Annotated in this window: 18 protein-coding genes; 12 read left to right on the forward strand and 6 right to left on the reverse strand. The window is 64.0% G+C overall.

Annotation, left to right across the window (positions count from 1 at the left end; all coding sequences use genetic code 11):
- Nucleotides 1–14: 14 nt before the first annotated feature.
- Entirely contained in the window at nucleotides 15–455 is a 441-nt protein-coding gene (locus JHC57_RS08850) for a type II 3-dehydroquinate dehydratase (protein WP_294029634.1), read from the reverse strand.
- A gap of 80 nt (nucleotides 456–535) precedes the next feature.
- Between JHC57_RS08850 and thiS the strand changes: the two genes are divergently transcribed.
- The 5 genes from thiS to JHC57_RS08875 all read left to right on the forward strand — a co-directional run bounded on the left by thiS (nucleotide 536) and on the right by JHC57_RS08875 (nucleotide 3,510).
- Entirely contained in the window at nucleotides 536–736 is a 201-nt protein-coding gene (gene thiS / locus JHC57_RS08855) for a sulfur carrier protein ThiS (RefSeq protein WP_294029635.1), read from the forward strand.
- Between the two features lies 1 nt (nucleotide 737).
- On the forward strand, nucleotides 738–1,511 hold the full coding sequence (locus tag JHC57_RS08860) for a bifunctional sulfur carrier protein/thiazole synthase protein (protein ID WP_294029636.1): 774 nt from the start codon (nucleotides 738–740) through the stop codon (nucleotides 1,509–1,511).
- Nucleotides 1,512–1,543: 32 nt separating this feature from the next.
- Complete coding sequence (locus JHC57_RS08865; RefSeq protein WP_294029637.1) at nucleotides 1,544–2,122, forward strand: nucleotidyltransferase family protein; 579 nt, start codon at nucleotides 1,544–1,546, stop codon at nucleotides 2,120–2,122.
- 13 nt (nucleotides 2,123–2,135) lie between these two features.
- On the forward strand, nucleotides 2,136–2,987 hold the full coding sequence (locus tag JHC57_RS08870; RefSeq protein WP_294029638.1) for an amidohydrolase family protein: 852 nt from the start codon (nucleotides 2,136–2,138) through the stop codon (nucleotides 2,985–2,987).
- Between the two features lie 340 nt (nucleotides 2,988–3,327).
- Nucleotides 3,328–3,510, forward strand: a complete 183-nt coding sequence (locus JHC57_RS08875; RefSeq protein ID WP_294029639.1) for a CsbD family protein — start codon at nucleotides 3,328–3,330, stop codon at nucleotides 3,508–3,510.
- Between the two features lie 85 nt (nucleotides 3,511–3,595).
- Here the strand turns inward: JHC57_RS08875 and JHC57_RS08880 are convergent, their stop codons facing one another.
- The 3 genes from JHC57_RS08880 to JHC57_RS08890 form a co-directional block, all read right to left on the reverse strand.
- Complete coding sequence (locus tag JHC57_RS08880) at nucleotides 3,596–4,345, reverse strand: hypothetical protein (protein WP_294029640.1); 750 nt, start codon at nucleotides 4,343–4,345, stop codon at nucleotides 3,596–3,598.
- 135 nt (nucleotides 4,346–4,480) lie between these two features.
- Nucleotides 4,481–5,032, reverse strand: a complete 552-nt coding sequence (locus JHC57_RS08885) for a GNAT family N-acetyltransferase (protein WP_294029641.1) — start codon at nucleotides 5,030–5,032, stop codon at nucleotides 4,481–4,483.
- Nucleotides 5,033–5,196: 164 nt separating this feature from the next.
- Nucleotides 5,197–5,595, reverse strand: coding sequence for a glycine zipper 2TM domain-containing protein (locus JHC57_RS08890; RefSeq protein WP_294029642.1), 399 nt, complete (start codon nucleotides 5,593–5,595; stop codon nucleotides 5,197–5,199).
- Between the two features lie 181 nt (nucleotides 5,596–5,776).
- On the opposite strand from JHC57_RS08890, the gene JHC57_RS08895 reads away from it, so the two are divergent.
- Nucleotides 5,777–5,998 carry a hypothetical protein gene (locus JHC57_RS08895; protein WP_136174006.1) on the forward strand — a complete coding sequence of 74 codons (222 nt, stop codon included), beginning with the start codon at nucleotides 5,777–5,779 and terminating at the stop codon, nucleotides 5,996–5,998.
- A 24-nt stretch (nucleotides 5,999–6,022) separates the two neighbouring features.
- Entirely contained in the window at nucleotides 6,023–6,937 is a 915-nt protein-coding gene (rarD, locus tag JHC57_RS08900; protein ID WP_294029643.1) for an EamA family transporter RarD, read from the forward strand.
- On the opposite strand, the gene pyrC is transcribed toward rarD, so the two are convergent.
- Nucleotides 6,934–7,959: a dihydroorotase gene (pyrC, locus tag JHC57_RS08905; RefSeq protein WP_294029644.1), complete on the reverse strand. Its 1,026-nt coding sequence runs from the start codon at nucleotides 7,957–7,959 to the stop codon at nucleotides 6,934–6,936. The two genes, rarD and pyrC, sit on opposite strands and share 4 nt — an antisense overlap.
- A 58-nt stretch (nucleotides 7,960–8,017) precedes the next feature.
- On the opposite strand from pyrC, the gene JHC57_RS08910 reads away from it, so the two are divergent.
- The 4 genes from JHC57_RS08910 to JHC57_RS08925 are packed head-to-tail and all read left to right on the forward strand — an operon-like array spanning nucleotide 8,018 to nucleotide 11,063.
- The gene (locus tag JHC57_RS08910; RefSeq protein WP_294029645.1) at nucleotides 8,018–8,731 is read left to right on the forward strand and encodes a folate-binding protein; all 714 of its coding nucleotides are present in this window, start codon (nucleotides 8,018–8,020) and stop codon (nucleotides 8,729–8,731) included.
- A complete protein-coding gene (locus tag JHC57_RS08915) occupies nucleotides 8,728–9,753 on the forward strand; it encodes a hypothetical protein (protein WP_294029646.1) in 1,026 nt (341 codons plus the stop codon). The genes JHC57_RS08910 and JHC57_RS08915 overlap by 4 nt, the downstream gene beginning before the upstream one ends.
- Before the next feature lie 35 nt (nucleotides 9,754–9,788).
- A complete protein-coding gene (locus JHC57_RS08920) occupies nucleotides 9,789–10,349 on the forward strand; it encodes a TIGR02281 family clan AA aspartic protease (RefSeq protein ID WP_294029647.1) in 561 nt (186 codons plus the stop codon).
- Between the two features lie 48 nt (nucleotides 10,350–10,397).
- Nucleotides 10,398–11,063: an MBL fold metallo-hydrolase gene (locus JHC57_RS08925; protein WP_294029648.1), complete on the forward strand. Its 666-nt coding sequence runs from the start codon at nucleotides 10,398–10,400 to the stop codon at nucleotides 11,061–11,063.
- 6 nt (nucleotides 11,064–11,069) lie between these two features.
- Here the strand turns inward: JHC57_RS08925 and JHC57_RS08930 are convergent, their stop codons facing one another.
- On the reverse strand, nucleotides 11,070–11,510 hold the full coding sequence (locus tag JHC57_RS08930) for an MAPEG family protein (RefSeq protein WP_294029649.1): 441 nt from the start codon (nucleotides 11,508–11,510) through the stop codon (nucleotides 11,070–11,072).
- A gap of 314 nt (nucleotides 11,511–11,824) precedes the next feature.
- On the opposite strand from JHC57_RS08930, the gene rpmF reads away from it, so the two are divergent.
- Nucleotides 11,825–12,004: a 50S ribosomal protein L32 gene (gene rpmF, locus JHC57_RS08935; protein WP_011541714.1), complete on the forward strand. Its 180-nt coding sequence runs from the start codon at nucleotides 11,825–11,827 to the stop codon at nucleotides 12,002–12,004.
- The last annotated feature ends 2 nt before the right edge of the window (nucleotides 12,005–12,006 follow it).

Raw genomic sequence — 12,006 nt, forward strand, 5'->3', positions numbered from 1 at the left:
GATGCGCCCTATTGTCAGAGACGGGCGGCGGCGTCCAGCGCCAGCGTATAGCTGTTCGCGCCATGCCCGGCAAAATGCGCCACCGCCGCCATGCCGACATAGCTCAAATGCCGGAATTCTTCGCGTTTCATCGGATCGGACAGATGGACCTCGATCACCGGCACCTTGATCGACTTGATCGCATCGTGGATCGCTATCGAGGTGTGGGTATAGCCGCCGGCGTTGAGGAGTACGGCCTTGGCGCCCGCCACATAGGCCTCGTGCAGCCAGTCGATCAGCACCCCCTCGTGGTTCGTCTGACGGCATTCGAGACGCAGGCCGAGCGTTTCGGCCTGCGCCTCGAGCCGCGCGTGGATGTCGTTCAGCGTGTCATGGCCGTAAATCTCGGGCTCGCGCGTGCCGAGCAGGTTGAGGTTGGGGCCGCTCAGCACATAAACGGTTTGCAGATCGGGCAAGGCGCGGGCTTTCGGTTGCTAGGTTGCTCGCTCCCCCTATATGGGCTGCTCGGCAAAAGGCAAAGCAAGGCGGATTTCAAGTGATCTCGGTCATTCTCAACGGCGAACCCCGGCAGGTGCGCGAAGGCAGCATCGCCGACCTCGTCGCGTCGCTGGGGCTCGACGTGAAGAAGGTCGCAGTCGAGCGCAACCGCGACATCGTGCCGCGCTCGATGCTCGCCGACGTGGCGCTCGCCGATGGCGATGCGCTGGAAATCGTTCATTTCGTAGGAGGCGGTTGAGTTGTCAGCAGATCAGTGGAGTGTCGCCGGGCGGACGTTCACGTCGCGGCTGATCGTCGGCACCGGCAAATATAAGGATTTCGGGCAGAACGCGGCCGCGGTCGAGGCGTCAGGTGCCGAGATCGTCACCGTCGCCGTCCGCCGCGTCAATGTGTCGGATCCCGCAGCGCCGATGCTGACCGACTTTATCGATCCCGGGAAGATCACCTATCTGCCCAACACCGCCGGCTGTTTCAACGCCGACGACGCGATCCGTACCTTGCGCCTCGCGCGCGAAGCGGGCGGCTGGGATCTAGTGAAGCTCGAGGTGCTCGGCGAGGCGAAGACGCTCTATCCGAACATGCGCGAGACGCTGGAGGCGACCGAGGTGCTTGCCAAAGAAGGCTTCCTGCCGATGGTTTACTGCGTCGACGATCCGATCGCGGCGAAGCAATTGGAAGACGCAGGTGCGGTCGCGATCATGCCGCTGGGTGCGCCGATCGGCTCGGGGCTCGGCATCCAGAACCGCGTGACGATCCGGCTGATCGTCGAGGGTGCGTCGGTGCCGGTGCTTGTCGATGCAGGCGTCGGGACGGCGAGCGATGCCGCGGTCGCGATGGAACTCGGCTGCGACGGCGTTCTGATGAACACCGCGATCGCCGAAGCCAGGGACCCGATCCGGATGGCGCGCGCGATGAAGCTGGCGGTTGAGGCAGGGCGCGATTCCTATCTGGCGGGGCGGATGGGCCAGCGTAAATATGCCGATCCGTCGAGCCCGCTGGCGGGGCTGATCTGACGGGCGAGATACCTGTTGCCTTGGCGCGGCAATTGTCCGGCCTCGTTGCCGGGCATCCGGTGATCGCGAACATATTGCGCCGATGGGACGAGATTGCGCTTCCGGACGCCTGTCTGACGGGCAGCATCATCGCGCAGGCGCGGTGGAACGAGGTCTTCGGCTTTGATCCGCATCATGGGATCGCCGACGCCGATATAGTCTATTTCGATCCCGGCGATTTGTCGGATGAAGCGGAGAAACGGGCCGAATTGCGGATCGAGGCCCTGTTCGGCGATTTGCCCGTTCGTGTCGACGTCAAAAATCAGGCGCGGGTTCACCTCTGGTACGCCGCGAAATTCGGCCATGCGATTGACGCCTATCGCTCTCTCGCCGATGCGATCGGTACCTATCCCACGACTGCTGCCGCCGTAGGTTTGCGCCAGCGGGCGAAGCTGGAGATCATCGCACCCTTCGGTCTGGCCGATTTGCTTCACCCTCGTGTTCGGGCCAATGCAACGCAGATCACCGAAGCCTATTTCGCCAAGAAGGTGGCAAGATGGCAGCGCTATTGGCCCGATCTTGAAATACTGTCATGGAGTGAGGCGGCTTCCCGTCCGTCCCGGACGATATGATCCAGGCTGGTTTATGAAACTTGCATATTGCCTTGTTGGGGCGATCTTCCTCTTTCCCGCAAGCGCCAGCGCCCAGCCGGTCTTCGACAGTCATGTCCACTTGTGGGACGGCGAAAAGTCGATCGGCGAATATGAGGCGCAGGTGAAAGGCACCGGACTGACGATAGCGGGTTTCGGCGGGATGTGGTTTGGCGGTCCGAACCAGGCGCTCGCGGGCAATCCCGGCGACATTCGCGCGCGCAACGATGGGCTGATCGCGCTGGCGAAAAAACATCCGAATATGGTGCCGATCGCGACGGTGCATCCCTATGACGGCACCGCCGCGCTCGACGAGTTGCAGCGCGTCGCTGGGCTTGGCGTCAAGCTGCTCAAGATTCACCCGCATACGCAGAAATTCGATCCCGCCGATTCGCGCGTGCTCGCCCTTGTGAAGCGCGCGGGCGAGCTGGGCGTCGCCGTGGTGATGGACAATGCGAACATCGTTCCGGGCGGCGACAGCGAGAAATTGTTCAACCTTGCGCTGCAGGCGCCGAAGACGAAGTTCGTCTTCGCGCATATGGGCGGGCTCAATTTCCGTTTCTGGAACATTCTGAAAATGGCGCGTACGGCCGAAGGATTGTTCGGCGACAATATCTATTTCGATATCTCCGCGATGGTCACGCTCGCCGCCGGCTCACCGATCGAGGAAGAATTCGTCTGGACGATGCGCAACGTCGGGATCGAGCATATTCTTATCGGGTCGGACTATCCGCAATTCTCGCTAGGTCAGACGCTGGCCGCGTTCGACAAACTCGATCTCAGTGAGACCGAGAAAACGCAGATACGTCACGACAATGCGAAGGCCTTGTTCGGCCTCAAACCCTGACCGGCGGGCACGTCGCCGGTGCGCTTGGTTCGAAGCCCGATAATCGTCGTGACCCGCCATCACGAGCTATGGAATGCGCTTGTCGCAATCATACGGCCGGGCGGCGCATATGGCGCACAGCCCGCAAGATTGATGGCCGAAGGCGCCCGCATTCCGGGCAATCATCAGATGGAATTGGCGGATCGAGGAGGACAAGGATTTCAACGGCGCGCCGGTCGGGTTCGTCGATTGTCCTTGGTTCAAAACGCTTTGTCCCGTGTAGCCGGAACATGGAGCCCGGCTGCCCGTTTCTCCTGCACGAGGCGAGCCCCTCCCGCCTCGATAGCCAAGGAGACTCCCCATGGGTGAAATCACCGAAAAGGCGAAAGGCCTCGCCAACGAAGCTGCCGGCAACACCAAGCAGGCAATCGGCAAGGCGACCGACAACGAGCGCCTTCGCGCCGAAGGCGAGGCGCAGGAGCGCAAGGGCGAAGCCCAGAATCTGAAGGGCAAGGTCCAAGGCGCGCTCGGCGACAAGATCTGACTGCTTGCTCGTCACGCAAGCCACGGAAAAGGCCCCGGGGTTTCCCTCTCCCCGGGGCCTTTTTAACGCCTGTCAGAGCGAGGGCTTATTTGCCGCCGGAGGCCACCAGGTCGACGTCGGTCATGCCGCCGTCGCGACGCATCATCAGCACATAGGCGAGGTCGCCCTTGGTGCCGCCGAGCATATGCTCGTTGCCATTGACGCGGTGGTCGCTGGTGTAGCCGGCGCGGATCGCCATCGTATGGTAATAGTCGAGCACCACCTGCATCGACGCCGCGGTCTGGAAATTGACGACGCGGATGTTGCATTTGCCGCCGGCGATGCCCGCGGCCTCGCGAAGCGTCGCGCGCGGATAGACCTTGAACGCGGCGGGCAGGCGGTCGGCCCAGGTGTTGTTATAGGTCAGCTTGGCGTCGCAGCTGCCCTTTTGCTGATCGCGCGCGAGAGCGCCGATCGTCACCGGACGCTGCTTCGCCTCACAGCCGTCGCAGCCGGCTTCGAACGGAAGGGCCTTTGGCGCAGGGAGCAGCTTGCCTGCATCGAGCGCGGCGGTCGCCTCCGCCACGGTCGCGGCCTTGCCGCCCGCGATGCCGGGGACGCCGCCGTCGACGGGCTTGTTACCCGGACCTGCTGCATTCCGGTTGGACTGGCCGGCCAGCTTGGGATCGACCATGATCTTGTCTTCGAGCGAGCCCTTGATCGCCGGATCGGTGTTGGTCAGCCCGTCGTCGAGCGGCGCAAGATCCGCCTTGGCCTCGGGGTTGTCCCGGCAGCCGGCGAGCGGAGCCGCCGCCATCAGCAAGCCGGTAACCAGCCATTTTCCGCGCAACATCATCGCTAACACTCCCTTATCCTTTAGGGGGAATGCCTGATCCCGGTCAAAAAGGCCCAAAAAAAATGCGTTAACGGGCGACGCTTTATCATCGGAAAACTGTCTCGGAGCGAGACGCTTTTGCATGCCCGTTCCCGCTCAGGGCAGCAGATCCTTGCGCTTGATGCGCCATGCGTCGGCACTTTGCGTCCATGCGTCGACGCGGGCGTCCTCGAACGGGGCGGGCAGACGTGTCGGGCCGCTGTTGGTCGCGCCGAGGCGCCTGGCGAGATCCTGCGAGCGGGCATTTTCGGGGTCGATGCTGTGCATCAGTTCGGGCCATTTCAGAAATTCGACGGCGAAATCACAGGCGGCGATGCAGCCTTCGAAGGCATAGCCCTTGCCCGCGAATTTCGCGCGGACGCCATAGCCGATTTCCGGTGCGGGCCAGCCCTCGGGCTCCCACGGGCCGAGGCGGCCAACCCATTCACCGGTCGCGCGTTCGATCACCGAAAACATGGAAAAGCCCGCGATATGCCAGGCTCCGGCAAGAGTGCAGAGCATTCGCCATGCCTGCGCGCGCGTGCTGACGCCGCCGATGAAGCGCATCGTTTCTTCTTCGGCGCACATGTCGGCGAAGGCTTCGAAATCTTCCAGGCCGGGCGGGCGGAGGATCAGCCGCTCGGTGACGAGCAGGGGGCCATTCAGCATATATTCTCTCCTCTGCCGCGGCGATGGGCGACGCTTCTGGGGCAAGAGGAGGCTTTGGGCAAGCGATACGCTTGAGGGCACCGGCGTTAACCGGTGCCCTCTCCATCAACGTGTATGGGCTGGAGGGGTCTCTAACCCTTACTCGAGACGGTTGCGGTAAAGCCTTAGCGGCAGCGATATTTGTCGCGGTCGATTTCGCGGCCCAGCAGCGCGCCGCCCGCAGCGCCGAGAACGGTGCCGAGCAACTTGTCGCCGCCGCCGGCGATCTCGTGACCGGCGAGGCCACCCACCGCGCCGCCGATCAGCAGGCCGGTCGTGCCATTGTCCTTCTTGCAGCGATAGCGGCCGTCATTGTCGCGCCAGATACGCGTGTCGCGACCGATACGTTCGTCGCGCGCATAATAGCGGCGATCCTTGCGCTTGCGGTAGAAGTCCGACGACTGCTCGAACTCGTGATAGCCCGGCGCCTTTGCCGGCGTGGTCACGCCGGCGTGGAGCGGCGTGGTGCCAAGGACGCTGGCGGCGACGAAAGCGCCCATCAGGCCTTTGGTGAGGATACGCATAACAAGTCCTTTCCTGGTTCCGCGACTCCGTCCCTTGGACAGGACCGGGCGCGTCGAGGAGAAAACGAGCCTGCTCCCGATCGCGTTGCATTAACCCAAGGCAACAAGACGAAGCGAGTGTATCCGTCGACGAACCGAAAGGGTCTTGTCGCATCGGCGAGGGCGTGCGAGAACTCCGACCATGCTCAATATCGGATCGCTCATCATCGGCGCCATCGCCTTGGTTCTGGCCGTTTTTGCGTTCATTCCGCTGCTCGGCTGGGCGAACTGGGTGATCATCCCCTTCGCCGTCATCGGGCTCGCGCTCGGCGCGATGTCGGACAAGACGAGCGGGCGGAACCTCAATATCGTCGTTATCGTCATCGGCGTCATTCGCCTGATGCTCGGCGGCGGCATCATCTGATCCTTTTAGACGGTCCGGAAAGCCATGGCACAGACAGCGGCCCCCGCGGGGAGCCATCAGGGCGGGCTGCCCTATGCGATCGCCGCCTATGGCATCTGGGGCTTCGTTCCGCTCTTCTTCAAGCTGATCGCGAGCGTGCCGCCGGTCGAGGTGCTGGCACAGCGGATCATCTGGTCGCTGCCGCTCTGTTTCCTGATCATGGTCTTCCGGCGGCAGATCGGCGAATATCTGGCGGCGCTGAAGGACTGGCGGACGCTGCGGCTGCTGCTCGCGAGTGCGCTGCTGATCGCGGTCAACTGGCTCGTCTATATCTATGCGATCTTCACCGACCATGTGCTCGCGGCGAGCCTCGGCTATTATCTCAACCCGCTCGTCAATGTGATGCTGGGTATGGTCTTCCTCGGCGAGCGGCTGTCGCGGTTGCAGCTTCTGGCGGTGGCGATCGCGGGCGTCGGCGTTGCGATCCTGCTCGCGGGCGCGCTCGACACGCTGTGGATCAGCCTGACGCTCGCATTCACGTTCGGCGTCTATGGCCTCATCCGCAAGGTCGTGCCGGTCGGGTCGCTTCCCGGGCTTTCGGTCGAGACGACCGTGCTGCTGTTGCCGTCGCTCGCCGTGTCGGCCTGGTATCTGTGGGCGGGCGATGGGCGCGGCTTCGGATCGGACGGCGGCATCAGCCTGTTGTTGATGGCGGGGGGCGTCGTGACCGCGGTGCCGCTGCTGCTCTTTGCGACAGCTGCTCGCCGGATGAGCTATGCCGCGCTCGGCTTCGTCCAGTATCTCGCGCCGACGCTCCAGTTCCTGCTTGGCCTGTTCGTTTTCCACGAACCGCTGAAACCCGCGCAGCTCGCCTGTTTCCTGCTGATCTGGTTCAGCATCGCCGTGTTCAGTTTCGACATGCTGCGCAAGATGCGCGCCGAGCGGATGATTGCCGCTTAGGAGACAAGCCGCCAGCCGAGAGTTTCGCCCGCGTGAAAGGGGACGACCTCGCCGATGCGGTCGGGAACGACAACCTCGGCGCGTTCGAGCGTCACCATGCCCTCATTGAGGGGCAGGCCGTAGAAGCGCGGGCCATGCTCGCTTGCGAAGCCTTCGAGCCGGTCAAGTGCACCATCCGCTTCGAATGCCATCGCATAGCTTTCGAGCGCATAGGGCGCGTTGAAAATGCCGGCGCAGCCGCAGGAGGCTTCTTTCGTATGCACCGCGTGCGGTGCGCTGTCGGTGCCGAGGAAGAATTTGGGCGAGCCCGAGGTCGCCGCCTTGCGCACCGCGAGCCGGTGATGCTCGCGCTTCGCGACGGGCAGGCAATACGCATGCGGACGGATGCCGCCGACGAGCATCGCGTTGCGGTTGATGTGAAGGTGCTGGGGCGTGACCGTCGCGGCGAGGTTTGCCGGCGCGTCGGCGACGAACTGCGCCGCCTCCGCCGTGGTGATATGTTCGAAGACGATCTTGAGGGCGGGGAGGGCGCGGACGAGCGGTTCGAGCGTGCGTTCGATGAACACCGCCTCGCGGTCGAAGATGTCGACGTGCGCGTCGGTGACCTCGCCGTGGATCAGGAGTGGCATGCCGATATCCTGCATCCGTTCGAGCACGCGCATGATGTTCGCGATGTCGGTGACGCCGTGCGCGCTGCCGGTGGTGGCGTGCGCGGGATAGAGCTTTGCTGCGGTGAACACACCTTCGCTATGGCCGCGCGCCATTTCGTCAGGGCTGCTGTGGTCGGTGAGATAGGCGACGATGAGCGGCGTGAAGTCGAGTCCGGCAGGCACCGCCGCGTCGATGCGATCGCGGTAGGCGCGGCCTTCTTCGGCGGTCGTCACCGGCGGCGACAGGTTCGGCATGACGATCGCTCGCGCGAACTGGCGCGCGGTGTAGGGCGCGACATGCTCGAGCATGGCGCCGTCGCGCAGATGGACGTGCCAGTCGTCGGGGCGGCGGATCGTCAGGCGGTCGGTCATCGGAAAGACTCGTCGATAGTGGGCTTGGCTTTGGCTTGGGCGTCCCTAGATTATCACCATGGCCAATACCACCCTTCACGACCGTGCGCTCATCCGCCTGTCGGGCAACGACGTCCGCGGCTTTCTGCAGGGGCTGGTGACCAACGACACCTCGGGCAATCTGCCCGTGTGGGCGGCGCTGCTCACTGCGCAAGGCAAGGCGCTGTTCGATTTCCTGATCTGGGCCGACGAAGAGGATGTGCTGATCGATTGCGAGCGCGAGGCGGCCGAGGCGCTCGTGAAGCGCCTGGCGCTCTATCGCCTGCGACGTGCGATCACGATCGCCATCGAGCCTGAACTCGCCGTGCATTGGGCGCCGGAAGGCGACCTCGGCGTCGTCGATCCGCGGTTTCCCGAACTCGGCCAGCGCTGGCTCGCGCCGGCGGATGAAGGCGAGGGTGCCGACAGGGCGTGGCGCGCGCGCCGGCTTTCGCATGGCGTGACCGAAGGTCGCGCCGAACTCGGCGACGGCACGACGCTCTGGCTCGAATGCAATGCCGCCGAGCTGAACGGGGTCAGCTTCACCAAGGGTTGCTACGTCGGGCAGGAAAATACAGCGCGGATGAACTGGCGGCAGAAGGTCAACCGCCGGCTCGTGGTCGTACCGCTCGCCGAAGCCCACGAGAAGCGGCAAGTGATCCGCTATCCCGATCTCGGCTGGTCGGTGGAGCATCGCCGGGTCGATGATATTCCGGCAGCGTTGCGGCCGGCGTGGATGGAGATCGCGGCATGAGACCTTGGCTGACGATATCGTCTGTTGCGGCTGCGGCTGCGGCTGCGTCGGCGATGTGCGGCGCGGCACCCGCGACCGCCGAGGAGACAAGGCCAGCGGCTGCGTGCTCCGCCGCGAACAGCACGGTGATGACGATCGGCGAAATCGCTGCGCTCGGCGACGCGGCGATCGGGCGCTGCGTGACGGTTGAGGGCTGGGCGCTCGGCTTCTTCCTGCAGGCGGACAATGCGGCCCGTTATCGCCAGCAGCATGTCTATAATGATTATACCAGCACTGGCGCCGTGCTTGGCCTCTATGGTCGTGATCGCGGGGCTGCACCTGCGATTGTCCGCGCCACGGGCCGGATCGACAGCTGCAAGGCGGTCCACGACCGGATCATTGCGTCAGGCGAGTTTCCCTTCGTCGGCGGCTTTTGCCATTATTATCATGGCCTCGTCGTCAGCGCCTCGACCGTAACCGAATTGGGCAAGCCCGACATCGTACGCATTCCGGCCCGCGCCGCCGCAGCCGGGCTCGGCAATCTGTCGCCGATGGCGAACGGCGAGGCGCGCGAGACGCTGCGCGCCACCTTCGCCCCGTTGCTCGATGCGCTCGTCAAACGCGACAAGGTGGCGCTGCGGCAATTGCTGCGGATCGAGGGCGGGGCAACCATGGCCGAGGACCGACTGGCAAAGCGCGTCGCGGCACTGACTGCAGCGGATTCGTTCACCGCTGCGCTTCCCGCCGACGGCCCGGCGGTGGTCGAGGTTTTCGGCTGGCGCGAGCCCGAATGGGCCGACGAAAAGACGCGGACGGGCAATGCGGCGGCGATGGCGAATACGACGAGCGGTATCGTCTGCGCGGCGCCGAAGCGGACCGCCGACGAGCGGCTCTGGCCGATAGACGATGCCGACGTCGGTTTCGCGCGCGACCGACCTTATGTCTGCGCGCGTATCTTCATCGGCGCTCTCGATGTCGGGGGCGAGCGGATCACCCAATATTTGCTGTATCCCGAGGAACGCGCGGTTCGCGAGCCCGCTTAACCAATCTCCAACTCTCTTTTGCGACAAGAGCGCCCATGTTCGGGCGATTTGCCACATTGGCCGCGGGAATTGCGGTGGTGTCGATCGGCATGGCGAGCGTCGCCAGCCGCTCGCCGGCCGTTGCCGATGCGCAGCGTTCGGCCGATGTCGGCGGCGATGACAATGAAAACTGGACGACCAGGCAGAGCAAGGGCGGCACCTGGTCCTCGACGTCGGGCCCCAGATCCCCGGGCGGAACGGTGCGTCTCGACCGGTCGGGGGATTCGCATTTCTATGCCGACACCGAAGTCGACGGCACCAATATCCGGATGTTGGTCGACAGCGGCGCCTCGATCGTGGCACTGACGCGCCGCGACGCCGAGGCGATCGGCATCGACGTCGATCGCCTGCCGGTCAGCGGTACGGCGCGCACTGCGGGTGGCGACGTCCCGATGCGCACCGTCATGCTCGACAGCGTCGAGGTCGAAGGGATCGAGGTGCGCGGGGTGCAGGCGGCGGTGGTCGATGCCGAGATGGGCGTGTCGCTGCTCGGGCAAAGCTTCCTGTCGAAACTCGATGCAGTGAATGTCGAAGGCGATACGATGACGCTGCGCTAAGGCGCCGAAGGCTTGCCATTCCCGCCGATTTTCCCCACATCGGCCGCCATGAACGCTCCCAATCCTCCGATGCGCGCGGCGATCGTGCCCGTCACCGCTTTCCAGCAGAATTGCACCTTGCTGTGGTGCACCGCGACGAACAAGGCAGCCTTTGTCGACCCCGGAGGCGACCTGCCCAAGCTCAGGGAGGCGGTCAAGCAGGCGGGCGTCGAGGTCGAGAAGATCCTTGTTACCCACGGTCATATGGACCATTGCGGTCAAGCCGGAATGCTTGCGAAGGAACTCGGCGTGCCGATCGAGGGACCGCACGAGGATGATCGTTTCTGGATCGAGGCCTTTGCCGAGGATGGCGCGCGCTTCGGCATGGTCGGCGAATCTTTCGAACCCGACCGCTGGCTGGTCGACGGCGACAAGGTCACCGTCGGTCATCTCGAAATCGACGTCATTCACTGCCCGGGGCACACCCCGGGTCATGTCGTCTTTCACCATGCGCCCTCAAAGCTTGCGATCGTCGGCGACGTGATCTTTCAGGGATCGATCGGGCGTACCGACTTCCCGCGCGGCAACCATCAGCAACTACTGGATTCGATCACGCAGAAGCTGTGGCCGCTCGGCGGCGACACGACCTTTCTGCCGGGACATGGCGCGCACAGCAATTTCGCTCACGAGCGGCGAACCAACCCGTTCGTGAGCGATATGGCACTGAGCAGCTAGGGCGGATCAGCGCGGCGCGGCCACGACCGTTTCCTCGATTTCGGTTGTGGTGATGCTTGTCGGTGTCAGATAGACGATCGCGAGCGCGCCGATCGCGAGGCCGAACTGGGTCAGCATGGTGATGATCGTGCCGACCATGCGGCCCCACATCATCCCGTCCATACCGAGCGCGTGAAAGACACGCCCCAGAAGATAAAGAGCGCCAACGCCCCATAGCCATATCGACGAGCCGAGACCCAGCTCGACCAGCGCGAGCAGGATCAGCACGAAGGCCGTGTTTTCGACGAAATTGCTGTGTGCCCGCATCCTGCGGGTTAGAGGCTCGTTGCCGCCGTCGCCGATGAAAACCTTTTCCTTCGTGCGCACCCGCCCGACACGCAGGCTGAGCCACAGGTTGAGCAGCGCTGCACCGGCGGCTATCGTCAGGCTGATCGGCAAGATTATCATTTCGCTTCCCCCTTATTGGCCGGCGTGTTTCGCTGGCCGGCAAGGGGAAAGGTGTGGCATTCCCGCGCGGCATCGGCAAGGTCGCGGCATGTCGCCCGTCAGGGGTTGCCTTTGCGGGCGAAAACGCTATAGCCGCGCCCGATCCGGCACCCGACACCATCTGGCGTTGAGGCACCTTCCGGCGGAAGATTTTCCCGCTCCATTGGGGCAGGAACAGCCTTCGGCTTGGCGGGCGGGCCAGTCATTCCCGGCGACGGTTATGACAACTCCGGGTAGCCGATTCGTGACACACTATTGAGAATGCAGGAAATATCATGGCCGTTCCCAAGCGAAAAACCTCGCCCTCGAAGCGCGGCATGCGTCGCAGCCACGACAGCCTGAAGGTCGAAGCCTTTCAGGAATGCCCGAACTGCGGCGAGTTGAAGCGCCCGCACAACCTCTGCAACGCCTGCGGCCATTATAACGGCCGCGAAGTGGTGTCGGTCGGCGCGTAACC

The organism is Sphingopyxis sp. (assembly GCF_016463645.1).
Classification (GTDB): Bacteria; Pseudomonadota; Alphaproteobacteria; order Sphingomonadales; family Sphingomonadaceae; genus Sphingopyxis.

Excerpts from the sequence above, each read along its gene's own strand:
- JHC57_RS08870 (WP_294029638.1), top strand. The coding sequence starts at position 2,136 with ATGAAACTTGCATATTGCCTTGTTGGGGCGATCTTCCTCTTTCCCGCA.
- JHC57_RS08875 (WP_294029639.1), top strand. The coding sequence starts at position 3,328 with ATGGGTGAAATCACCGAAAAGGCGAAAGGCCTCGCCAACGAAGCTGCC.
- JHC57_RS08880 (WP_294029640.1), bottom strand. The coding sequence starts at position 4,345 with ATGATGTTGCGCGGAAAATGGCTGGTTACCGGCTTGCTGATGGCGGCG.
- JHC57_RS08885 (WP_294029641.1), bottom strand. The coding sequence starts at position 5,032 with ATGCTGAATGGCCCCCTGCTCGTCACCGAGCGGCTGATCCTCCGCCCG.
- JHC57_RS08890 (WP_294029642.1), bottom strand. The coding sequence starts at position 5,595 with ATGCGTATCCTCACCAAAGGCCTGATGGGCGCTTTCGTCGCCGCCAGC.
- JHC57_RS08895 (WP_136174006.1), top strand. The coding sequence starts at position 5,777 with ATGCTCAATATCGGATCGCTCATCATCGGCGCCATCGCCTTGGTTCTG.
- rarD (WP_294029643.1), top strand. The coding sequence starts at position 6,023 with ATGGCACAGACAGCGGCCCCCGCGGGGAGCCATCAGGGCGGGCTGCCC.
- pyrC (WP_294029644.1), bottom strand. The coding sequence starts at position 7,959 with ATGACCGACCGCCTGACGATCCGCCGCCCCGACGACTGGCACGTCCAT.
- JHC57_RS08910 (WP_294029645.1), top strand. The coding sequence starts at position 8,018 with ATGGCCAATACCACCCTTCACGACCGTGCGCTCATCCGCCTGTCGGGC.
- JHC57_RS08915 (WP_294029646.1), top strand. The coding sequence starts at position 8,728 with ATGAGACCTTGGCTGACGATATCGTCTGTTGCGGCTGCGGCTGCGGCT.
- JHC57_RS08920 (WP_294029647.1), top strand. The coding sequence starts at position 9,789 with ATGTTCGGGCGATTTGCCACATTGGCCGCGGGAATTGCGGTGGTGTCG.
- JHC57_RS08925 (WP_294029648.1), top strand. The coding sequence starts at position 10,398 with ATGAACGCTCCCAATCCTCCGATGCGCGCGGCGATCGTGCCCGTCACC.
- JHC57_RS08930 (WP_294029649.1), bottom strand. The coding sequence starts at position 11,510 with ATGATAATCTTGCCGATCAGCCTGACGATAGCCGCCGGTGCAGCGCTG.
- rpmF (WP_011541714.1), top strand. The coding sequence starts at position 11,825 with ATGGCCGTTCCCAAGCGAAAAACCTCGCCCTCGAAGCGCGGCATGCGT.